The 22,332-nt window shown below is 34.0% G+C and carries 22 protein-coding genes; 3 read left to right on the top strand and 19 right to left on the bottom strand.

The window, feature by feature from the left end; genetic code table 11:
* Positions 1-34: 34 nt before the first annotated feature.
* The 7 genes from ABJF08_RS09040 to ABJF08_RS09070 form a co-directional block, all read right to left on the bottom strand.
* Entirely contained in the window at positions 35-805 is a 771-nt protein-coding gene (locus ABJF08_RS09040) for a hypothetical protein (RefSeq protein ID WP_348115825.1), read from the bottom strand.
* Positions 806-939: 134 nt separating this feature from the next.
* A complete protein-coding gene (locus ABJF08_RS09045) occupies positions 940-1,491 on the bottom strand; it encodes a hypothetical protein (protein WP_348115826.1) in 552 nt (183 codons plus the stop codon).
* A 557-nt stretch (positions 1,492-2,048) separates the two neighbouring features.
* Positions 2,049-3,293, bottom strand: a complete 1,245-nt coding sequence (locus ABJF08_RS09050) for a radical SAM protein (protein ID WP_348115827.1) — start codon at positions 3,291-3,293, stop codon at positions 2,049-2,051.
* A gap of 237 nt (positions 3,294-3,530) precedes the next feature.
* Positions 3,531-4,529, bottom strand: coding sequence for a DNA-processing protein DprA (locus ABJF08_RS09055; protein WP_348115828.1), 999 nt, complete (start codon positions 4,527-4,529; stop codon positions 3,531-3,533).
* 1 nt (position 4,530) lies between these two features.
* Positions 4,531-5,163 (bottom strand): hypothetical protein, encoded by a 633-nt coding sequence (locus ABJF08_RS09060; RefSeq protein WP_348115829.1) that lies wholly within the window; start codon positions 5,161-5,163, stop codon positions 4,531-4,533.
* A gap of 3 nt (positions 5,164-5,166) precedes the next feature.
* The gene (locus ABJF08_RS09065; protein WP_348115830.1) at positions 5,167-5,745 is read right to left on the bottom strand and encodes an HAD hydrolase-like protein; all 579 of its coding nucleotides are present in this window, start codon (positions 5,743-5,745) and stop codon (positions 5,167-5,169) included.
* 453 nt (positions 5,746-6,198) lie between these two features.
* Entirely contained in the window at positions 6,199-8,646 is a 2,448-nt protein-coding gene (locus ABJF08_RS09070) for a DUF5916 domain-containing protein (protein ID WP_348115831.1), read from the bottom strand.
* Positions 8,647-8,883: 237 nt separating this feature from the next.
* Here ABJF08_RS09070 and ABJF08_RS09075 point away from each other — a divergent pair, with 237 nt between their 5' ends.
* Positions 8,884-10,104 carry a GAF domain-containing sensor histidine kinase gene (locus tag ABJF08_RS09075; RefSeq protein WP_348115832.1) on the top strand — a complete coding sequence of 407 codons (1,221 nt, stop codon included), beginning with the start codon at positions 8,884-8,886 and terminating at the stop codon, positions 10,102-10,104.
* A 79-nt stretch (positions 10,105-10,183) separates the two neighbouring features.
* Here ABJF08_RS09075 and ABJF08_RS09080 read toward each other — a convergent pair whose 3' ends face one another.
* From ABJF08_RS09080 to ABJF08_RS09115, 8 genes are all read right to left on the bottom strand, one after another.
* Complete coding sequence (locus ABJF08_RS09080; protein ID WP_348115833.1) at positions 10,184-10,612, bottom strand: PepSY-like domain-containing protein; 429 nt, start codon at positions 10,610-10,612, stop codon at positions 10,184-10,186.
* Between the two features lie 98 nt (positions 10,613-10,710).
* Positions 10,711-12,261 carry an SDR family oxidoreductase gene (locus ABJF08_RS09085; RefSeq protein WP_348115834.1) on the bottom strand — a complete coding sequence of 517 codons (1,551 nt, stop codon included), beginning with the start codon at positions 12,259-12,261 and terminating at the stop codon, positions 10,711-10,713.
* 169 nt (positions 12,262-12,430) lie between these two features.
* Positions 12,431-13,351 carry an EamA family transporter gene (locus ABJF08_RS09090; RefSeq protein ID WP_348115835.1) on the bottom strand — a complete coding sequence of 307 codons (921 nt, stop codon included), beginning with the start codon at positions 13,349-13,351 and terminating at the stop codon, positions 12,431-12,433.
* Positions 13,352-13,476: 125 nt separating this feature from the next.
* The gene (locus ABJF08_RS09095; protein ID WP_015363839.1) at positions 13,477-13,671 is read right to left on the bottom strand and encodes a cold shock domain-containing protein; all 195 of its coding nucleotides are present in this window, start codon (positions 13,669-13,671) and stop codon (positions 13,477-13,479) included.
* A gap of 355 nt (positions 13,672-14,026) precedes the next feature.
* Positions 14,027-14,479 (bottom strand): KTSC domain-containing protein, encoded by a 453-nt coding sequence (locus ABJF08_RS09100; RefSeq protein ID WP_298952607.1) that lies wholly within the window; start codon positions 14,477-14,479, stop codon positions 14,027-14,029.
* A gap of 71 nt (positions 14,480-14,550) precedes the next feature.
* A complete protein-coding gene (locus ABJF08_RS09105) occupies positions 14,551-15,570 on the bottom strand; it encodes a hypothetical protein (protein WP_348115836.1) in 1,020 nt (339 codons plus the stop codon).
* A 207-nt stretch (positions 15,571-15,777) separates the two neighbouring features.
* Positions 15,778-16,770 (bottom strand): UDP-3-O-(3-hydroxymyristoyl)glucosamine N-acyltransferase, encoded by a 993-nt coding sequence (gene lpxD, locus ABJF08_RS09110; protein WP_348115837.1) that lies wholly within the window; start codon positions 16,768-16,770, stop codon positions 15,778-15,780.
* 126 nt (positions 16,771-16,896) lie between these two features.
* Positions 16,897-17,946, bottom strand: coding sequence for an NAD(P)-dependent alcohol dehydrogenase (locus ABJF08_RS09115; protein WP_348115838.1), 1,050 nt, complete (start codon positions 17,944-17,946; stop codon positions 16,897-16,899).
* A 209-nt stretch (positions 17,947-18,155) separates the two neighbouring features.
* Between ABJF08_RS09115 and ABJF08_RS09120 the strand changes: the two genes are divergently transcribed.
* Positions 18,156-18,608 carry a tRNA (cytidine(34)-2'-O)-methyltransferase gene (locus ABJF08_RS09120; RefSeq protein ID WP_348115892.1) on the top strand — a complete coding sequence of 151 codons (453 nt, stop codon included), beginning with the start codon at positions 18,156-18,158 and terminating at the stop codon, positions 18,606-18,608.
* A 52-nt stretch (positions 18,609-18,660) separates the two neighbouring features.
* On the opposite strand, the gene ABJF08_RS09125 is transcribed toward ABJF08_RS09120, so the two are convergent.
* The 4 genes from ABJF08_RS09125 to ABJF08_RS09140 form a co-directional block, all read right to left on the bottom strand.
* Positions 18,661-19,347 carry an OmpA family protein gene (locus ABJF08_RS09125; protein ID WP_348115839.1) on the bottom strand — a complete coding sequence of 229 codons (687 nt, stop codon included), beginning with the start codon at positions 19,345-19,347 and terminating at the stop codon, positions 18,661-18,663.
* A gap of 10 nt (positions 19,348-19,357) precedes the next feature.
* Positions 19,358-19,837 carry a lipocalin family protein gene (locus tag ABJF08_RS09130; RefSeq protein WP_348115840.1) on the bottom strand — a complete coding sequence of 160 codons (480 nt, stop codon included), beginning with the start codon at positions 19,835-19,837 and terminating at the stop codon, positions 19,358-19,360.
* Between the two features lie 163 nt (positions 19,838-20,000).
* Positions 20,001-20,432 carry an Hsp20/alpha crystallin family protein gene (locus tag ABJF08_RS09135; protein WP_348115841.1) on the bottom strand — a complete coding sequence of 144 codons (432 nt, stop codon included), beginning with the start codon at positions 20,430-20,432 and terminating at the stop codon, positions 20,001-20,003.
* Positions 20,433-20,537: 105 nt separating this feature from the next.
* Positions 20,538-20,948 (bottom strand): hypothetical protein, encoded by a 411-nt coding sequence (locus ABJF08_RS09140; protein ID WP_348115842.1) that lies wholly within the window; start codon positions 20,946-20,948, stop codon positions 20,538-20,540.
* A 75-nt stretch (positions 20,949-21,023) separates the two neighbouring features.
* On the opposite strand from ABJF08_RS09140, the gene ABJF08_RS09145 reads away from it, so the two are divergent.
* Positions 21,024-22,331, top strand: a complete 1,308-nt coding sequence (locus tag ABJF08_RS09145) for a DUF2254 domain-containing protein (protein ID WP_348115843.1) — start codon at positions 21,024-21,026, stop codon at positions 22,329-22,331.
* The last annotated feature ends 1 nt before the right edge of the window (position 22,332 follow it).

Below are 22,332 nucleotides of genomic sequence, written 5' to 3' on the forward strand. Positions count from 1 at the left end.
CTCTTTGAGCTTAGAATACCATTATAGTTTAAAACTATATACTCAACTTTATTTGGAATTTTGTGGCTGTAAAAGCAGCTTGTAAACCTCTAAGGTTAGGATTACCCATGTTCTTTTCAAACAAATCTTCTAAATATGTTATTTGGGTGTCTAAATCTTCTTTTTGAAAAAATTGATATTTTAAAAGAATCAAGTTGGCCATTATTTGATCAGAAGCACTGAGACCATCTTGCTTTAAATATTCTTCTATCGAGCTACGTACCTCAGAATCATTATCTGCTAACTCGTCAAATAAGAATGCATTTGCTACGTCTGATTTATTCATACTTAAATAATCATTCTCACTCGACATATCTTTTCTATAGGTCATTTTATCACCATTTAGAAAATACCATCTGGTATAAGAATCATTTGATGTTTTGATTTCTTTTTCAAATCTCTTATCCCTAGCTGTCCAATTTGTAAAAGCAATTAAAAGTTCTGTACCATCTTCTTTCTTTAAAATGACAAAACGAATTAAGTAGTTGTTTTCACCAGGTTTTTCAATTTCTATATCTAGTTTATTATCTACAGAAACGTATGTTTTAAGAGCTGTAAGAATAGATGACACTTCTTCTGGAGTTGCGTCAGGAAAAAGATTTTCTCTTAAAAACAGATCGATATAAAGGTAATGTGTCAGATAGAAATCATCCATTCTGAGGTAATTTGCCTCTTCTAGATGGTCTGTTTTAATAGTGATCTTCTCAGATTGTGCAAATCCTAAATTTAAGAATAGCACAAATAGTAAAAAAGTAAAGGTTTTCATTTATGTTAGTTGGTTTTTGAGGTTGGGTGGTTGTGAAAATACACTATATTTCTAGAGCAGTAATTAATGTTGTGGTTTACTCTTGTCGGTACCAGTTACAAACTGGCACTAGTAGAGCAAATATTGTCTGACCGTTATAATCTGTAAGTCATTAATTTCCCATTACCAAAACTAGCTATCTGACCAATTCCTATTTGGTAATAATTTAAATATTCTTTTAGTTTAACGCTATCACGGTTTGCAATTTGAGTTGCTCTCATGACTAACAGCTTACTGTATTTATTGGTTGGTGTTTCTAGATTTGCATTTAAATCTACTATCTCATATTCCCAAGACTTATCATTATTATACCATGTAAAACCAACTTTAGGGTCTTTTGGCATGATCAAATTATCACTATTGGATTTCTTATCGTAGTACATAATATTTCCATTATCTGATCTATAAAGATTCTCAACAGTTTTACCCCAAGAATAACTAACTTGAAGAACTAAATAATTATTACCGATTTTTGATTCTGTTTTATTCAAATATTTATGTGAGATAAATGAATTTGAATTTACATAATTGAACCTAACCTCTTTGTTTGGAATTGGGTGATAAGATTCTGAGTTATTATTGATAGATTCTTTTGAAGCACAGGAAAACAAAAGGAATGGAATAACAAGGTACAAAAGGTTTTTCATGTTTTTTTGGTGGTTCTAGGTTCTTGATTCTTGGATCTTGGAATAAATTTGAAAAATTGAATAAAGTTGGTGTATTTTATTAAATAATCATAGTCTAGAGCAGTAATTTATGTTGTGATTTGCTCTTGTGGGTACCAGTTACAAACTGGCACTAGCAGCTTTGTATACTAGAGCCAGCAGGAGAAACTTATGAAAATCCTTTTTCTTTTTTCCTTTTCTACTCAGAATATAAAATCTAATAACTCCATAATATTGTTAAGCCGAATGTTTCTCTAAATGCACCACAACGGTCGTGTATATGAAAATTAGCGCTGAAAATAAGCGATAATATTCAGATGAAACACAAGCCGAATTTTTAAATTTTACTATTTATTTTGTTTTTGGATAATCGTCAAATCTAAAAATTTAGTGACTTCCCAAATATGCTTTAACTTATATTAAACAACTAGCTACTTGTAAACTATATACGATGATAAATATAGAAGAGTACTTGTTAGAAATTAAATGAAATTCACTTGTTTTTTACCACAGTTCTTCTTAAGTTAGCAATAGTATTTTTACACTCTATCATTGACATATTCTAAGTCTTCAGCTCTTTCTTTCATCTGTAACCATTCTTTTTCTGTAAAGCTATCACTTTTTACAACAACAGGAATGTCAAATTCATTAATGGTTTTTTCTTCCATTTTATATTTCTCCTTTTCTAAATATAGCTCTGTTCCTTTTAGTAACATCAAAGGAAACGCTTTTATATTATGACAACCATTCTTTTTCAAAAATTTTATGCTTTCATTGAAAGAATTCAAAGTTTGAGAAGGTAATCCGTAAATCAAACTTACTTCATAACTAATACCTCGATTATTCAATTCTTCCATTACAGACGCTATTTTTTCAGGTTGGTTTTTTCTTTTAATCAAAATACTTTCATTTCTAATAGCTGTTTGTAAACCGAACTCTAAATGAATATTTAGTTTTTCACAAAGATTTAAAAACTCTTGACCCTTTTCTCCTGAAATCGTCTCAAATCTCGTTTGAATACTAACCAGAGATGTTAAACCTATAGAGACCATTTTATTAAGAATAACTAAATAGTCTTTACCTGCATTGAAAATTGGGTCTAAAATATTTATCTTATTTACATTCATATTTTTGAAGAATATCAACTCCTCAAAAACACGGTCATTGGCTTTTATTAGCACTTTGTTATTAGTCAAATCTCTATGAGCGCAAAATGTACATTTGTAAGGACAACCTCTTTTAGTTTCAATTCTGACTTTTGATTGATTTTCACTTATTGGAATAATACCTGTCGTATAAGGCGATGGTATATCACTAAACTCCAAAGATGATTTGACTAAGCCAGCTTTGTATTTCCCCATTAATATTTGATAAACTGTATCTTCTCCATATCCATCAACAAACAAGTCACAGTTGGGATATTCGACAGAAGGATTGTTAGAGTATGAAATTTGATAACCACCTAAAATAAATTTCCCAGAAAACGAATACTTGATTCGCAAAATATGCATTAAATCGTTTAAGTATTTTTCATTCCAAACGTAAGCAGAAATTGCAATAAAATTAAATGAGTTGAAATCGACATATGCAATTTCTTGAGCTATATCCAAACTTGTTGTGTTTGAATTAAGCGAGAACATATTTATGGTATGATGCTTTACCTCAAATTCAGAACCATATTCTTCCTTGGTATACAAATATGACATAATTGAACCAATCGCTAATGAAGTGTTAGGTTCACCTTCTCTAATAAAGTCAAAAGAAATTAGTAATAGTTTTCTCAATGTTTTTTTAATATTATTGCTAACGTTTATGTGTATGACTCGTAGGATGCAAATTAGAAAATGAATTTCATATTAAGCACAAGCCAGGTTTTTAAATTTTAACTATGTATGTTTACTCCTATTGGTTCCAATTACAAACTGACACTAGCAGCTTTATATACTAGAGCCTACAGAGTACAAATTGTCATTAACGGCACTGCATATTAGCTCCAGCTGGGGAATATTTCTATTCAATGTTTATCCGAATAAACCAGTCTGAAAATTTTGTTGTTTAACCGCCTTTTCTTTATTTAAATCAATATATTCTATAATTTCTTCTAAACTTTTTTGAGTTAAAATTGTTACAGAATCGTCATCATTAATTAACTTTCGATTTAAATCAAACATTGGATTATTTTTATCAAGTATTCGGTCATACATAACAGCTCGTGGAATATTATAATCTTTTGCAAATCCCATAGCTAATCTTGCACCACTATCGAGTTTTTGACCATATAAATTCCATTTTTCAGCTGTGTCTTGCGCGTAACTCGCAGCTAAAATGATAGTATCACAATATAAAGCTTGTAATCTGTCACGTTCTTTATATCGACTACTTAAATCCATTCCAGATTTATGCTCGTCGAAATATTCGGATATCAAAAGTCCGCCTTCTTCAAAAATTTCAAATGCTAATTTTTTGTTTTTAGCAGGCATTATTTTATACAGGGGACTTGGTAAAAAGGCTACAGTTTTCCCTCCTATAAGTGCTTGTTTATGAGCAATACTGTCACAGCCAAATGCTAAACCACTAACAATGGTCATTCCTTTTTTAACAATTTCAGCAACTATTTTTTTTTCTCTACTTTCAATTGTTTCATCTGGATTCAAAAGTCCGATAACAGAAATGTTGTTATTTACAAAATCAATTAAACTTATGTCTCCTTTGTAAAAGAGAAATATAGGCCTTTCGCTTTCCTTTACAACTCCTCTATGTTTTGGAAAATTTTCATCTCCGATTGCAACAATTCCATCACAACTTTCTTCAAATATTTCAATTTGATTTATGGTTTGACTTTTGTTAAATTCGAAATCATTAACAGTTATTAGTTCTTTCTGTTTTGAGTTACTATTTAATAATGAAACAATTTTATCGACACTTTCATTACCTCTCAAATTTTTAATTATCCAAGCTCTACCAACTCCTTTGTAGGTTTTTGTTGTTATTATATTGATTGCGTTGTCTGTATATTTCATTTTATTTTTGATTATTGTAAACAGTTTTTCCAATTGCATAGAACGAAACCGAATTTGCACCTTTACTAATTAAAGATTGAATTGCATCTTCATCAATATTTACAGTCCTTGTGTAAATATCGTCAATTAATAAAATATCCTTACCAACAACACTATTTGATAAATTGCAGGTAGCATTTGTAATTCCAACATATGGATTTAAACCATCATTATTATATCCATTAATAGGTTGTCGAAGGTGAGTTGTTTTTGTATTTGTATGTCGCTGGATATAGTTTGTTCCATCAATGAAATTATTATCTAAAGTAATTACTGCACCTTTAACTGTATCTTTAAATAGTAATTGATTTGGATTATAAGAATTCTCAGCTTTCGCTCGTGGCACAACACAAATTGTCAATGGATTTTTATTAAGTAAATTATATATTTCTGGAAGTTCAATAAGTAATACTTTTAATAATTGCTGTTGACATTGGCGTATCCTCTCTTCAGACCAATTATGATGAGGGTCATTCTTTAATTTATATAAATAATTAGGATTGTTTGGAAGATTAACACCACCAAAATCTGTATGATAAAAACCTCGTATACTTTGTGTTAAGTATTGATTTTGATCGATTGTAAATTCTGTCATAATTTAAATTCTTAATATGTTTTTATTCAAAATTCCTGCTAGAATTGCATCTTCAATTTCACAAATTTCATTTTCAAAAGCAATAACAGATTGAACTGGTAGTCTCAAACTTGTTATTGCATTTTTGTATTTGTTTATACGTACTCCATTATTTAAAATATTTCTAAAAAAAATATCACTAAATTTTTCGGTTAGATTATGATAATTTAATGTCATCATCGCTCTGTCTTCACGACAATTTGTTACCAATACTGTTCTATTTGTTCTAGAATATTTAAGTAGAATGTCCAATACTGAATTGTTTAATTTTGTTTCCGATAAATGTTCTTTATAGTTTTCATTTTTCTTTAGTATAATTTTTTCATATTCATCTTCTTTCAAGTCAGGTAATGCTATTTTTAGTAAAGCACGATTAAATCTTTTATTTGTGTTGAAATCCATTTTAATATCTACTTCAGTGTACAATTGTATAGCTTTTCTATATGATAAAAAATTTGCGAAATCTGTATACACCAATGTTCCATCCATGTCAAAGAATAGAATATCATTTTCTTTTATGTCTAAATTTTGTAAGTCAATCATTTTATACTCACTTGAACTTAAGTTTAATATTAAAGCAACATCCTAAAACCCCTTATACTAAACCTTTTGCAAAGAGTGTATATAAAAGCTCTTATTAACAATGCGATGCATTAATTTTGCACGTTATTCTTAATTACAAAACTGCTCTATTTCTATAACAACCGTAAATCTATGACTACTTGGATTATGATCTTTACGGTATCCCGTAATGGTGGTTTATTTTTTTGGTATACTTTTCTGTTCTTTGCTTAGGTAACCATGCACAGGTCACTGCTGTCTTGTGGTGTGGCACTTCTAGTGTAATTTTTGGTTGTTATTGGGTTTTTATTTGTTTGTTATAGGGCATAAAAAAAACCAGCGTATGGGCTGGTTTTTTATGAAGTTTATATGGTGTGGTGGTGTTGGTTTTTATTTAGCTTTCGCGAAAGCGGAACCGTTATCCTACTTTTTATTTTACATGAAACTGTTCTTTTTCTTTTTACTTTTAAACAAGCTTGGCAACTGATTATAATCAAGGAAGTACTGCACTTTTAAGGATATGGTGTGGTTAATGGGCTGGTCAAATAGGGTATTAAAACTGCTATTAAAATTTTCCATAGCCTGTGTGTCTCTATTAAATAACTGGTTTCTATACAGTGCGGTCATGAAGCTGCCTGGGGCAAACTGCCAGGAATAACCGAGGTCAAAATTCCAGGTACTGAAGTTGATATTAGGATCGCTAGGTAATGTGCTGGCGGTATATCCTGTGGTGCGGTCTAGGCGACCGTTTTCTTTAAGAGAAAACAGGCTGTCGTCGTATTCTACAATACCCCAATAGTGTCGCAAGGTAAGTGATAGTGTGTGGTAGGGATTAAAATTATAGCTGGCGTTAAGAATTTGCTCTATTTCTATACGGTCGCGATCGCCAAAGATGACGTCTTCTCCTACCTGGGTGACGTAGCCTCTATTTGCTTTATAATATTCTCTATCAAAGAAATAACTGAGTACAAATTTATCATTAAATCGCATGCGTGGTCCAAAACCAAACCAGTAGTTCAGGTAATTTCTATCTTTTTCTATAAAGGTTTCTATCCCACCGTTTGCACTTATGGCTAGTTTCTTATTATCATTAGAATTAAACCATATATTTGAGTTGGCTACATTTTTAGTGATAAAGAAACTGCCTTCTTTTCTAGGTTCAAAATAATCGTATTGTTTCCCTGGAGAAAAGCCTAAACTGAAGCCGTAGTTATTAAGTGTGGTTGTGGTAGCGTCTATGTGACCGCCTAGTTCTAGTCCTGTAAAGGTGCCAGGATTAGCCAGTCTGGTATAATCTACATAGGTATTTACATAGATATTGTTCCATTTTCCTTTTGGTTTAAAAGTGCGGTAGGTAGCGTTGATGCCAAAGTCGTTAAAGTTGTTTCTGAACTGTAGTCCGAGATCGTTGATGTCATACTGAGAATCTGCATAGCTGTGGTCGAAGTTATAACGCCAGTTGCCGCTTATGGTTTGTGCTCTGAAAAAGGTGCTGTAACCTGACTGTGTGCCGGTCTCTAGGTTTAAATGGCTCATTTTTACCTGACCTTGTATGTTATAGGTATTGGTTTTATTTACAATATCTGCAAAGAGTGCGGTAACGTTTGCATCTCTAAAACCGCCGTTGCGTGTGGTGTTGGTATTTATGATACCGGCGCTGGAGTTTTTATTGAATTGTTGGTCTACGACTATGATGTTATAATTAGTAAGCGGTTCTACGAGTTCTTTTCTACGCGTGCCAGTGATGGTGTTTTCTATGGTGGCATAGGTCTTATCTGTAATGCTATTAAAGAGTCCGATGCCCAAACCGTTTTTAGTCCTACCAGATACTTTTAATGCGTTGAGTACTTTTACAGATTCTGGATAGTCTATGACGTCTTCTGTACTACTGGTGCTAGGAAATGTAGATGGTGCGCTACCGACACGTCTAGAGAAAAAGAGATTTGCTTTACTGAAGAGGTCTACACCTTCTGTGAAGAACTGACGTTGCTCTGAAAAGGTTTGCTCAAAGGGTCCTAAGTTAAGAGAGACGTCATCAAATCCTGCCTGACTGAAGTCTGGAATAAGGGTGGCATCTAGGGTAAAGTTTTCGGTAATACCGTATTTAACATCTAGTCCTGCGTTAAAATCGGTCTGTGTGTTGCCGTCAAAACTGCGGCTTACTCCAGAGACAAATGGGTAAAAGGCTAATCTTACCGGTGGTTTAAGGTCTTTGAGTCCTTTTAACTCGCCGTGGTAGAGTCCTATGTTTCCTTTAGTTGGGTCCAGCTCGTTCCAGGTGTACTGTGAGTTATCTCTTCTAAACCTGCGGTGGAACTGTATGCCCCAAGTTTCTACGTTTTTATTGTCAAATCGCAGGCAGCGATATGGGATTTTCATTTCTAGAGACCAACCGTCTTCATTAATTTGAACGGCACTACTCCACACCGCATTCCAGCCGAAGTCTTCTCCTATACTGGGATTTGCAATCGCGTCTGCCTGTGTGCCGGATGCAAATACAAAGAACTCGGTGTCATTTTGCGCATCGTTATTAGGGTTTACAATAAAACCGAAGAAGTCTGACTGTGCAAAATTATCTCTGCTAGAGAATTGTTTTGCGATTTTTGAAGGGTCGTCATACAAATAAGCTGATACATAAATGGCAGTGTCGTCATAGGCCATTTTTACAATGGTTTTATTATGTACCGAATCTGGAACACCCATGGTAGGTCTAAACTGAATGAAGTCTTTGGCTTCTTGTGCGTTTTGCCATATGTCTTCGGTTAATTTTCCGTCTATTTTTATGGAAGCTGTTGTTTTCTCTATTTGCAGACTTTTCTTTATTTGGGCAAAAGAAAGTGTTGTAAAAAGCAACAGTAAAATGGTAGAAATGTAATTTTTCATTATCTCATTAGGTTAGCTTTTTAAGGACTTGTGGTTTTAATCGATGTTACAGTTCCATTCATTCTTTTATCTTAAATGTCTATGGTCTCGATAGGATACCTTGCTATTTGTAACGGTATCATTAAATAATGATCGTTTGTTTATAATTACTTGTGATATAAACGTTAAAAGAGTAACAAAATGAACAGTAATACCTTATAAATACTCTTTATTTGTAGCTATATATTTTTTAAAATAATGATAAGCGCCCCTATTCTCGATAATGAATTAAAGAGACAAGCAGCCGTAGAAAAATACCGCCTGCTGGACACCATGCCTGAGGATAGTTATGATAACATCACATCTATAATCGCTAGTGTCTGTGATGCTCCTATATCTTTAATAACTCTGGTAGATAAAGCTAGAAACTTTATTAAATCTGGTCATGGTGTTGATATTTCAGAGTCTGCACGAGACATCTCTTTTTGTGGTCATGCTATCGCTGGTGACGAAGAAATTATGATCGTTAATGATGCTCGTGAAGATGTGCGTTTTAAAGACAACCCACTACTTACCGATTTTAAAGCTATATTTTATGCTGGTGTACCGCTGGTAGACACTAATGGGTATAAACTAGGAACATTATGTGTTTATGATAACAAACCTAGAACACTAGTTGCACACCAGATTAAGGCTTTAAAAGCTATGGGTAAGCAGGTAATGCACCTTTTTGAAGAGCGCTATAAGACTTTTAAACTTCTTGCTATGCAAGAAGAACTAAAAGAGCGCAATGAAGAGTTAAAAGACTTTGCGGGAATAGTATCTCATGATTTAAAAGCGCCGTTATCTAACATCATAATGATTACCAAACTTTTAAAAGAAAGCGAGAAAAACCTATCACAACAGTCGTTAGATTATCTAGGCTATCTTAAGGATAGTTCTAATAATATGAGCCGTTACATAGATGGTATTTTACAGTTTTATAGCAGTAACGAGCTGGTTACCGAAGAATATGATAGTGTGAGCTATGTAGACCTTATAGAAGATGTGATCGCCATGACGGTAAAAGATGAGCATATCAAGGTAAATTACATACCAGAACAAGACACCACATTATTAACTCATGAGGTTGCTTTGAAGCAAATCTTAATGAACTTAATAACTAATGCGATAAAGTATAACGATAAAGAAGAAACTCTTATAGGTATCTACCTCAAGGAGAATGATGAAGAATACGAGATTACCATTAGAGATAACGGTACTGGAATTGCTCCTGAGAATTTAAAATCTATTTTTAAACTGTTCTATATCGCTACACAAGAAGATCGCAACGGGAAACAAGGTACAGGAATAGGACTGGCAACAGTGGCCCGATTAATAGACCATATGCAAGGTAAAATTACTGTAGATTCACAATTAGGTGAATGGACCGAATTCAAATTAATTTTACCTAAAAAAGGAACCCTAGAGACCTTTTAAAACTATCTTAGATTCATAAAAAAGACGGTATTGCTTTATTCGAAGCTATACCGTCTTTTTAATTTGAGTAGAAATAGAATTACACTTTAGTACCGTCTTTTCTATATTCTACATCCATATTTTTTCCTTTTTGTTTAAACTCTATATCGTAGAACTCTCCTTTTGTTGCGCTCATTACATGTTCTACTTCTTGTATAGTTCTATCAGGAAATTCTCTTTCTATTGCTTCTTGTATCGCTTTAGGGATTTCTTTGTCCTTGATAGAGTTTTCTGTTTCTCTCCAAGTACCGTCCGCATGAAAATCTGCACGGTATTTCTCTCCGTTCTTTTTAAAATGAGCTTCCCAGTAGCCATGTGCATCGGTTGCAAAGTCTGGATCGTTTTCTCTTGGATATTTTGCTTCAAAAGCATCTAGTACGACTTGAGGAACCTCATTATCAGTTTTAGTCTGACAGCTCGCACTAATAGATATAAATAATAGCGTAAATAAAATACCTGTAAATCTCATAACTTTCTATTTTTAATAAAATTACAGATAGAAACACTAACCACCACTTAATACTGTATTAATATGTGTTATGAGATGTTAAAATAACAACAGAATTCTTACCAGCTTATAGGTCTGTAATCCTTTAAAAATTTACCACACCAGTGCTTACCAGTATTGATACCATCAAATAATGGATCCATAACACGTGCCGCACCATCTACTATATCTAGTGGCGGCTGGAAATCATGAACTTCTTGTTTCTTTTTAGACAGTTGTACAGGATCTTCGTCGGTAACCCAGCCCGTATCTACCGCATTCATGTAAATACCATCCTTAGCCAGTGTGCCGGCTGCAGTATGTGTTAACATGTTAAGAGCAGCTTTGGCCATATTAGTATGTGGGTGGCGGTCTTCTTTATGAAAGGTGTGGAACTTCCCTTCCATCGCACTCACGTTAATGATGTGTTTTTTTCCTGTATTATCTTTCTTCATAATTTCAGAAAGACGGTTACAAAGTACAAATGGAGCAACAGAATTTACTAGCTGTACCTCTATCATCTCGGTAGTTTCTATCTCGCCTAGTTTTAATCGCCAGCTATTGGTTTTTCTTAAATCTACTTGTTGTAAATCTGCATCGAGTTCACCTTCTGGAAAAACCTCTTGTGTTACCAGTGCCTTATCAAAACTATATGGTATTTGAGACAGTTTTGCACTTGCTCTTAAACCTATACCAGGTTCTGGACCGTGCCAGGTAACTGGCATGTTTTTATTAGGTGACGCACCAGGCGTTAATTCCTGTAACTCATGTAAACATTTGTAATGATCGGTAAGCGTTTCTTGTGCAAAAACTGGTAATTGCTCAAAGGTCAACTCTTCATTAGGCATTAAATGAGCATAAAAACCTGACGGTCTTCTTACCGTTTGCGCAGCATTATTAATAAGAATATCTAGACGCTCATATTTCTGTTCTATATAGTTACAAAAAATCTCTACACTAGGTATGTGACGTAGGTCCAGTCCATGAATGTGTAAATTATGTCCCCATTCTTTAAAATCTTCTTCTTTAGAAAAACGCAACGCACTATCATGAGGGAAACGAGTAGTCGCAATAACCGTCGCACCACCACGTAAAAGCATTAAAGTAATGTGGTATCCTATTTTAAGCCTAGAACCTGTAATAATAGCTACTTGTCCTTTTACATCGGCATTTTGAAAACGCTTTGCGTAATTAAAATCACCACAGTCGGTACACATCTGGTCATAGAAATGATGCAATTTTGTAAACATGGTTTTACACACGTAGCAATTACGTGGTGATTCTAGCTCACCAGTTTCTTTTTGAGAAAGATCTGCAGCAGCTAGTAATTTAGGAGCCGTAAAAATGGCGTCTTCACGCGCACTTCTTATACCTGTTTCTTTGCGTGCATGTTTATCACGTTCTATTTGTTTTCTTTTCGCAGCTTTTTTAGCATCCTTTTTACCGCGTTTGTATTCTTCTCTCGACGGTCTGGATAATTTACCAGCCGCTGTCATTAAAGCAATGCGCTGCTCTTCTGGTAAGGCAAATACACTTTTAGGATCTTCTATAAACTTATTCAGTGTGTGAATACATGCTTCTAATTCTTCTATAGAAGTGTTTTCATTTCCTTGAGTTTGGTCCGTATTCATAGCGCATTTTTATGAATGCAAATTTAATGGTTATCGCATCAATATGGAGCTCTATTTTTCAGGATATTAGAAAGAATGATTATGGAGGTTCCGCTTTCGCGAAAGCGGAAACAAATTCAATTTAAATCAACCAGTTAAAAGCTATATTCTACTAAAGAATCAGATCTGTTTACCTATTTTTAGGAGAAGGCTTGATGTCATCTTTACCTCTCTTTCTACTGTTAATGAAGTACACACCAGTAATCATAATCGCAGCAGCAATCAAGGATTGCGTAGTTACTTCTTCGTCCAAGAAATACCAACCTAACAATAGAGCAACGACAGGATTTACATAAGAAGAAGTCGCTACTTTTTCTGTAGAGATGTTCTTTAAAAGGAAATTAAATGCTGTAAATGCGGCTATACTACCAAATATAATAAGACAAACTAACGCGATATAAGTAGGCTCTTGCCAAGTCATAGGAGAAGACCAAGACTCATTAAAAGCAAAACTAGCTATGGCCAGTATAACACTAGCTGATATCATTTGATACCCAGTGGAGACAAAGAAATTAGTAGGAACGTCAGCTTTGGCGACAAATAAACTACCTGCACTCCAACTTAAAATACAAGTAATGATCATGATAATACCGGTGATTGCGCCTTCTTTAGTCGTTATTTCATTCTGACTAACTAAGATGTACATACCTACTAGCCCGAGAACAACACCTATAACAGATTTGGCTTGCAATGCCTTGCGCTGCACGAGTCGCATGAGTAACAGAATAAATAAAGGTTGTAATGCGGCAATAAGCGCTGCAAAACCAGTATCTACATATTTTAATGCCCATACAAAGACACCGTTACCATAACTAAGAAAAAGAAAACCTGCTAGCGTACAATTGAAAAATTGTTTTCTAGTAATACTGAGGCTATACCCTAGTATTTTTGCTATTATAAAAATAAGAATACCTGCAAGCGAAAATCGAATACTAGCAAGCATAAATGGTGGCAACTCGGTCACCGCCATTTTATTCCATAAATAGGTAGATCCCCAAAATACATAAGTGGAGAAAAAAGCAAGACCTATTAAAGCGGTTTTTCTATTCATGTAGACAAAGCTAATTCAATAATCGATATAGAACGGATAAGTATCTATTAATGTTATCAAAAAAAAGGGCATAAAAAAAACCCATCTAAATTAGATGGGTTTTGTAAGAAATTTAAAGAATCGAATTAGTCGATTACTCTAACATTAACGGCGTTTAAACCTTTTTTTCCTTCTTTAAGTTCGAATTCAACTTTGTCACCTTCACGGATCTCGTCGATTAAACCTGTTACGTGTGCAAAATGTTCCTGACCTGATCCTTCTTCTGTGATAAATCCAAATCCTTTTGCGTCATTGAAAAATTTTACTGTACCTGTACTCATTTGTAATAATTTAAATTAATAATACTTCTTATTTGATTTCAAAAGCCGTGCCACAAGAGTATTCACCATGGAAAAGCTCGTTACAATCAGACAATAGAATAAAAAACTAAATAAGAAATCTCACTAATCTTTATGACCACATGTTCCAATCATACAGCAAAAATAATCTTTTTAATTAATGTAGAGCAACAAAAACATGAAATAGATTTAAAATTAGTAAAATAATAACAAAATAACTCTCAACTTACTTATATACAATTACTTATATAATTCTGAAAAGATAACAAATGTGCATAAAAAAATAGCCATATCACTATGGATATGGCTATCTGATAAAGTTTAAAATTATAAAATCTTAAGCTTGTTGTTCTTCATCTTTTTTAGACTTGCGGTATAAGTACGTTTCAAAGATATTACGCTTTGCAAATCTGTAACGGTTGTCTGCATTTATAAGTTTTTTAAAGATTTTTACATCTACTCCAAAATACTCATACGTACTACCGTCTGTAAATACTACTTCTAGTACACGTCCTTTGTGATCAAAGTCCTTTATACCAGTGTTAGTTATAGTTTCTTTATATTCTGCTAGATTAGCTTCCTTAGTTTCTGGAGCAATACTAACTAGAAAGTGGTAACCATCGATAATAGTTCTACTCATTACCTCTGCCTCTTCCTTCTTATCATCACCTTCCTGAAATTTATCAGGATGCCATTCTTTAACTAGGTTTCGGTAACTTTTCTTAAGTGCTTTAAGTTCAATGTCCTTTTCTACGTTGAACATTTTCTTATACTGATTAATACGCTTCATGTGCTCCTCTTTTTTAAGGCGGCGCAAAAATACATCTTTAATCTAGATGGAAAACGTTAAAAATTAGAATTCTACAATTCCTTTTCAGGTAAAGCAGGTGGTCGCTGATTTTTAGTAGGCTTAACGACAAATGGCGTGAACCAGTCCCAAGTAATTCCTACCTTAAAACGTGCAAAATCGTCTAAAAAACGATAGTTATAATCGTCACGACCGACAGAAAACTGTACGAGAATACCTAGATCGCTATCCCATGGGTACAGAATTCCACTAGTTTCTGATCTATAAGGAACACTGGATGGATGTGAACCTATGGTATAATTAAACTGCTGACTTAAAGTATACCTCATCTTTTTAAGGTGAGAAGTAAATTCATAACCGAATTCTAACTGGTGACGTCCGAGGATATCAATATCTTCTGGATTGTAACCTCCAAAATCTGCAAAACCTAAAAATTTATCATGATACAATTGATAAGTCGCTGTAAAAGAATGAATTTTTTGAGGAACATTATCACCGTTAAAGGTATTGAGACGGTAGTTAAAACTAAATCTTGTGAGGTTAGTTGAGAAATTACCTCCACTTCTATTGAGTAATTCTGCAAGATTTGTATCGTCCGTAAAACTGTTGTACAATGCTATACTTTCTTCAGAATTATCATCAAACTCTGTACTAAAAGCACTACCTGCTTGCCCATTACTGTAATGGCCAGACTCCACAGCAACGGTAAGAAAATTATCATCGTTAGTTTTAATAATTTTTTGCCACCCTATTAATACTTTATAACTAGGTGTTTTTACAGGTTTAGACTCTTCATTATATATCCTAAATTGAGGCTGAAAAGATAAATATACCGCGTCACCATTTGTTATCGTATCCTTATTAAGTGCTTTTCTTAAATCATTATATAAACTGTAATACACGACAGGCCTAGCCTCTAGTAAAATCTCTTCATATTGATTATTACCTGCACCTACAGAAAGGTCTGGTCGTATAGAAATAGGATAATACTCTTTAAAACCACTAACCTGATCTCGTTGTGCTGGGGTAATGAAACTAGATAAAATTAAGACGATTAGTAAAAGTTTATTCACAGTTTAGTTTTTTAAGTTATAAAATTAAAACGTGTAAATTTAGTCAATGATGCCAGCTTATCATTATGTTTTAGACTGCTATTAACATTTACCTCATCACTCAAACATAATACCTGCAATCACAAAACGATGTGGTTGGGTATTATATATTACAAAAAATCTCGCTACGTCTGTAGCGAGATTTTTTGTAAAAACTATATCTTAAATTTATTTTTTTGCTAGTCTACGCAATGCTACCCATTGTTTAAGCATTTCTCTAGAATCTACTGCTGGATACCCTAAAACGGTTTGTCCTGCTTTTACATCATTCATCACACCACTACCAGCACCTATAGTCGCACCAGATTCTATAACTGTATGGTCTTTAATACTGGCACTACCACCTATTATAACACCATCACCTAATGTAACAGAACCTGCAAGACCACTATGACCAGCCATTATACAAGATCTACCTAAAATACAGTTGTGTGCTATTTGAACAAGATTATCGATTTTACAACCATCACCTACTATGGTAGAATTGAATTTTGCACGATCCACACAAGAATTTGCACCTATCTCTACTCCATTTCCTATAATCACGTTACCTATGTGCGGTATTTTAACCAGGCCACGACCATCGTCTGCAGGACGGTAACCAAAACCGTCTGCTCCTATGCTCACGTTAGTATGAAAAATGCACTGCGCACCTATTTGAGAACGTTCTCTTATAACCGTACCAGACCAAATTACCGTTTGCGGACCTATAGTCGTGTCGTCAAAAACACTAACGTTATGGTATAGCACCACTCCATCTCCTAGAACCACATTTTTACCTACATAACAATGCGCGCCTATTTTTACACCTTTACCTATAGTTGCCGTATCGTCAACTACAGCTGTTGCATGAATATCTGTATCAAAAGCAGGTGTCTCTGGTTGAAAAGCTTCTAACAACCTCGCCATAGCAAGATCTGCATTTTTAACCTTGATAAAAGCACGATTATCTCCAGGTTGTAGATCTATATTATCATTTATGATAGCCACAGACGCATTAGAGTCTGCCCAAAATTTTGCATATTTTTTATTTCCTATAAAAGTAAGATCGCTATTTGAGGCATTCCTTATCTCGTTAACACCTGTTACAGCATGAGTTGTGTTGCCTACTTGTTCTCCTTTTAGGATCTCGTTAATTTGTTCTACAGTAAATGAATGCATAAATAGTTAGTTGTTAAGTTGTAAATCTAAGTATTTATAAAAGAAAAGTAGCACTGTGTGCAGAAACTAGTCACAAAAAAAGACCGTATAAAAACGGTCTTTTAAAATTTAACGATTTTGAAAATTCTAATTTTTCAAACTCTCCATATCTATCACAAAACGATATTTCACATCATTATTTTGAACTCTCTCAAAAGCAGTATTGATCTCATTCATATCTATCATTTCTATGTCTGACACGATATTATGATCTGCACAAAAGTCTAACATCTCTTGTGTCTCTTTAATGCCACCTATTAAGGAACCTGCAAGATTTTTTCTTCTTAGAATAAGATTTGCTCCATGAATATTTTCTAGAGGTTCTATCGCTCCTACTAAACACATCGTACGATCTCTTTTTAACAAAGCTAGATAAGGATTTACATCATGACCTACAGGAATAGTGTTAAGAATAAAATCAAAAGAATTTGCGTGAGCTTTCATCTGTTCTTCATCTTTTGAAATAATCACCTCATCTACACCTAGACGTCGCGCGTCTGCCGCTTTACTCTCGCTAGTGGTAATCATGATGGTTTTTGCACCCATAGCAACTGCAAATTTAATTCCCATGTGACCTAAACCACCTAAACCTATAATTCCCACCTTATCACCTTCTTTTACATTCCAGTGTTTTAATGGCGAGTATGTAGTAATACCTGCACAAAGTAAAGGAGCTACTGCTTTTATGTCAAGTTTTTCTGATACCGATAGAACAAATTCTTCTCTCACTACTATGGTGGTCGAGTAACCACCTAAAGTATGCCCTCCTATAAACTTATCTTTACTGTTGTATGTACTGGTAGAACCATTTTCACACCACATCTCCATATCTTCTTCACAAGCGCTACAAGTCTGGCAAGAATCTACCATACAACCTACACCTACTAAGTCTCCTATTTTATACTTTGAAACCTCGTTACCTACTTGAGTAACCCTACCTATAATTTCATGACCTGGTACGATAGGATATTTTGCATTTCCCCAATCGTTTTGTTTAGCATGAATATCACTGTGACAGACACCGGTATAAAGTATATCAATTTTTACATCATTCTCATTCAAATCACGACGCTGGATTATCATTTCCTTCAAATCTGCATCATTACTTTCTGCTCCGTATGCTTTTACTTCTTGCATTTTTTATATTTTAAATACCACCTCATCGGCACTGGTATTATGGTTATTATTTAGTTTTGCAAAACTAGCTAGAAATACCTTTTAAATGGGTTAATAACGCGTTAAAGCAATTGTGTTTTATTATTAATATTTATAAAAATTCCGCTTTCGCGAAAGCGGAACACATCTCACTACATTCTTCTACTGTATCTTTACCTTCTTAATACACAATTATGCTTCACATAGTTCTCATAGAGCCAGAAATTCATACCAATACCGGTAACATAGGTCGTTTAAGTCTAGCTACAGGTTCTCATTTACACCTGGTAAAACCTTTAGGTTTTGAATTAAGCGATTCTAGATTAAAAAGAGCTGGACTGGATTACTGGCAACATATAGAATTGAGTATTTATGAAAATGCTGATGAGTTTTTTGAGAAAAACAAAGAGCGTAATATGGCTTTTTTGAGCAGTCATGGAACTAAGGACTATACCGAGATTCCTTTTAAAGAAGGAACTATGATTATCTTCGGTAAGGAGTCTAAAGGTTTATCAAGTGATATTACCGATAGATTTAAAGATCATTTATATAAAATACCTCAATACAGCGAGCACATACGTAGTATCAACTTAGCAAATGCCGTGGCTGTTATTACTTATGAAGGCTTGCGCCAGTTGCGATAAATAAAAAACCCAACCATTACTGGTTGGGTTTTCTTTTACAATTAATGGCCGTTTATTGATTAGACTCCATTTGTGCTTCTTTTCTCATTTCTTCTCCTGCCACAATTCCTATCTCGACTCTTCTGTTTTGTGCTCTACCTTCAGCAGTTTCATTAGTTGCTTTAGGAGATGTCTCACCGCTATAAGTCATCGCTATTCTATCACTAGAAATACCGTGTGTGGCCAAATAATCTGTTACACTCGCAGCTCTTTTCCTGGATAGTTCTAGGTTATATTCTGCAGCACCCTGACTGTCTGTATGTCCTGCCACTAGCACTTCTGTACCAGGGTAATCATTCATTACATCTAATAATTTGTTGAGCGTAGTTTGCGAGTTTGCATTCAGCGATGACTGATTAGTAGCAAACTTTACTCCACTACCTTCGTCAAAAGTTACCACGATTCCTTCTCCTACTCTTTCTACATCTGCACCTGGTAAAGTAGCTTCTATTTCTTTAGCTTGCTTATCCATGTTACGACCTATGAGGTTACCAGCGATACCACCTATAGCGGCACCTACTACAGCACCTTCGGTCTGGTTATCACCATCACCTACATTATTACCTATGATTAAACCTAGAATAGTACCTCCAGCAGCACCTATTACAGTACCTTTTTGCTGACTATTACTATTTTTAACTGCTCCACAACTCACTAATAAAGCGGCTGCGATTACTATTGTGATTATATTTGATTTCATAATTTTAATTTTAAAAATTGTTTTTGATAAAATTCATATTTACATAAACAGTTCTCCCATTTACATTAGCCGGTATAGTCCAGGTCATATTAGATTCATTTGCTCTGGTAATTTCGAGTTGGTACCCAGCATTAGATTCTGATTTATATTTTCCGTCTGTTATTTTGAGCAATAAATCACCTTCTATCATTTCTTTATTACCAGGCACATTCCATATAAAATATCTCTCACCTGCTGAACAATTTGCATCATTAATGGTATAGGTACCTCTATTATTGTTAGCTATAAAATACCAACTACTACCCTCAAAACAGCTGGCAGCAACATCTTGTAATAGAGTGGATTTAAATTCTCCAGCACCCTCATAAGTCACACTCTCTATAGTCCAATTACCATCTATAGCCCGTGTAGTCTGTTTTACCGCATTAGTAGTAGAACAACTGGTAGTCACGAATATCATGAGCAACCCTAAAAACATAATTCGTTTCATAACTATTAATTTTATGCGATATTATTACTTATCAAATACCATAGCAGTTATAAAGATCTTAATTAACAAAATTTATAAATAGACTTAACAAAATCAGTTCGAAATCAAAAAAAAATCCAACCATTTCTGGCTGGATTTTTAAATCTAAACTTGGCTTACTCAATTATTTTAAAGAAATGGTTCTTTTAGGTTGTGGTAACGCTTCTTCTTTTTTAGGAAGTATGACCATTAAAACACCGTTGTTATAAGAAGCATCAATAACATTTTGATTTACCGTTTCTGGCAAATTAAAACTTCTCTTGAATGACTTTTTACTAAACTCTCTTCTCGTAAACTTTAAAGCAGCATCACTTTCTGTTTTTTCTACTTGCGATGTAATGGTAAGAACATCTTGATCTATTTCTATCTGTACTTCTTCTTTTGAAAAACCAGGAATACTTAATTCTAATAAATAGCTCTCATCTCTTTCTGCTACGTTCACTGCAGGTAAGAAAGATTTTGTGGTCTCTGTTGTACCACCCAAGTAATCGTTTTTAAACATTTCGTCAATAAGAGATGGTAACCAATTGTTTGCTGTTGTATGTGCTAATTTCATAATACTAATTTTTATTTGTTATGATTCAGCTTATTCAAACAAGATACCAAACAATAAAAGCGACATAATGTCGCTTTTATATAGTTTAAAAATGACTAAATGTCATTAATTACTATTTCTTAGGTGTATTTGCATCAATTCTGACGGTGGTATTTCTCCATGTGGATATTTAAGCATGGTTTGCAATAACGCATCTACTGTCGTTTTTCTAAATCCGTATTGTAAAGCTACTTCATGTAATAGTTGTAACTCTAACTGATCTACATGACCATCTATATGCATCATTAACATCATTCTATGAAAATGAACTATGCGCTTAGTATAATCCTTAGGCGGCACTGTTGTTAACTCTTCTGGATGGTTAATCATATAATCTATCTCTTCATCACTTAAATCCATACGTTTTCCTACCGACGTTATAAAGCTCACCTCTTCTTTCTTTAGATGGTTATCTGCATGTGCCATTAGAATTAACTCGCTTATAATGTGTCTCTTTTCTTCTATTGTGTAGGTCATGATATATGATAATAATATGTGAAAATACATATTTATTAGGATTAAGTTAACCACATTACTCTTACTTTTAATAATATGAATTCGATTTTTATAAGACTCAAGTCCTTTTTCAACACCATTACTGGTAGTATTGCTTTTTACCCATCTTTTTATGCAGTAAGCGCCATAGTATTTGGTCTATTCATGAAATGGGCCGAAGAAATGAATGTTACTGAAGCTTTTCAAGAGATTTTCCCTTCTTTAATCATTAACGATGTAGACACAGCAAGAAGCATTTTAACCACTTTAATAGCTGGCGGTATTTCTATGTTAGTCTTTACCTTTTCTATGGTAATGCTTTTATTAAGTCAGGCTGCGGCTAACTACTCACCTCGTGTTTTACCCAATTTAATATCTAATAGAAAACACCAGTTTATTCTTGGGGCATTTCTAGCGACCATTCTTTATAATATAATTACAGTAATAGGTATCGATCCATCTGGTAATAACTACCATCTTCCTGGCCTGTCGGTTTTAATAGGTATCATAAGTGCCTTTATAGCACTAGCAGCTTTTGTTTACTTCATTCACAGCATTTCTTCCAGCATACAAATCAATAATATATTAGAAAACATATATAATAAGTCCAGTAAACGACTACAAATTTTAATAGAACAACAAACATCACAAGACCAATTTCCTAATACTAGTAAATGGTATACGTACCCAACTAACAGAAGTGGTACGATACAAAATATAAGTGTAGAAGGTTTAAAAAAATCTTGCGAGACCTGTGATACAAGATTTGAAATGCTCATTACTAAGGGAAAGTACATTCTAGATGGAGAAGCCCTTTTTAAATCTGAAATGGAATTGAGCGACACACAATTAACTGAAGTACATAAAAACTTTAACTATACAGAATCTGAATTAGTTAGTGATAACTATGCTTTAGGGTTTAAACAAATTACCGAAATAGGTATAAAAGCCATGTCACCTGGTATAAATGATCCTGGTACTGCGATAGACACCATAGATTATCTAACTGACTTAGTGCGTTTAAGAATGCTCAAAAAAGATCACAACATCGTACTTAATGAGGACAAAGAGGTTCTAATCAAATTAAATACTACAAAATTTGAAGATCTTATCTATGATATATTTGCCTCATACCGCAAGTATTGTAAAGAAGACCTGTCGGTAATGAGTAAACTATTGCAACTATTCTCTCTTTGCATGGGTAGAGAAACCTGTGAGCCGACTTATTACACCACGTTACATTTACAAGCACAATTACTTATTCACGATGCTGAAGAATCTATATCAAACTCTCATGATCTAGATCGGTTAAAAACGCAATTTGAATCCATAGAAACTCAATACCGTAAACTATCAGGTAATTGAT

The sequence above is a fragment of the Nonlabens sp. genome, assembly GCF_039941875.1.
Classification (GTDB): Bacteria; Bacteroidota; Bacteroidia; order Flavobacteriales; family Flavobacteriaceae; genus Nonlabens.

Bases quoted from the DNA above. Each gene is read 5' to 3' on its own strand.
- ABJF08_RS09040 (WP_348115825.1), bottom strand. From the start codon at position 805: ATGAAAACCTTTACTTTTTTACTATTTGTGCTATTCTTAAATTTAGGA.
- ABJF08_RS09045 (WP_348115826.1), bottom strand. From the start codon at position 1,491: ATGAAAAACCTTTTGTACCTTGTTATTCCATTCCTTTTGTTTTCCTGT.
- ABJF08_RS09055 (WP_348115828.1), bottom strand. From the start codon at position 4,529: ATGAAATATACAGACAACGCAATCAATATAATAACAACAAAAACCTAC.
- ABJF08_RS09060 (WP_348115829.1), bottom strand. From the start codon at position 5,163: ATGACAGAATTTACAATCGATCAAAATCAATACTTAACACAAAGTATA.
- ABJF08_RS09065 (WP_348115830.1), bottom strand. From the start codon at position 5,745: ATGATTGACTTACAAAATTTAGACATAAAAGAAAATGATATTCTATTC.
- ABJF08_RS09070 (WP_348115831.1), bottom strand. From the start codon at position 8,646: ATGAAAAATTACATTTCTACCATTTTACTGTTGCTTTTTACAACACTT.
- ABJF08_RS09075 (WP_348115832.1), top strand. From the start codon at position 8,884: ATGATAAGCGCCCCTATTCTCGATAATGAATTAAAGAGACAAGCAGCC.
- ABJF08_RS09080 (WP_348115833.1), bottom strand. From the start codon at position 10,612: ATGAGATTTACAGGTATTTTATTTACGCTATTATTTATATCTATTAGT.
- ABJF08_RS09085 (WP_348115834.1), bottom strand. From the start codon at position 12,261: ATGAATACGGACCAAACTCAAGGAAATGAAAACACTTCTATAGAAGAA.
- ABJF08_RS09090 (WP_348115835.1), bottom strand. From the start codon at position 13,351: ATGAATAGAAAAACCGCTTTAATAGGTCTTGCTTTTTTCTCCACTTAT.
- ABJF08_RS09095 (WP_015363839.1), bottom strand. From the start codon at position 13,671: ATGAGTACAGGTACAGTAAAATTTTTCAATGACGCAAAAGGATTTGGA.
- ABJF08_RS09100 (WP_298952607.1), bottom strand. From the start codon at position 14,479: ATGAAGCGTATTAATCAGTATAAGAAAATGTTCAACGTAGAAAAGGAC.
- lpxD (WP_348115837.1), bottom strand. From the start codon at position 16,770: ATGCATTCATTTACTGTAGAACAAATTAACGAGATCCTAAAAGGAGAA.
- ABJF08_RS09115 (WP_348115838.1), bottom strand. From the start codon at position 17,946: ATGCAAGAAGTAAAAGCATACGGAGCAGAAAGTAATGATGCAGATTTG.
- ABJF08_RS09125 (WP_348115839.1), bottom strand. From the start codon at position 19,347: ATGAAATCAAATATAATCACAATAGTAATCGCAGCCGCTTTATTAGTG.
- ABJF08_RS09130 (WP_348115840.1), bottom strand. From the start codon at position 19,837: ATGAAACGAATTATGTTTTTAGGGTTGCTCATGATATTCGTGACTACC.
- ABJF08_RS09135 (WP_348115841.1), bottom strand. From the start codon at position 20,432: ATGAAATTAGCACATACAACAGCAAACAATTGGTTACCATCTCTTATT.
- ABJF08_RS09140 (WP_348115842.1), bottom strand. From the start codon at position 20,948: ATGACCTACACAATAGAAGAAAAGAGACACATTATAAGCGAGTTAATT.
- ABJF08_RS09145 (WP_348115843.1), top strand. From the start codon at position 21,024: ATGAATTCGATTTTTATAAGACTCAAGTCCTTTTTCAACACCATTACT.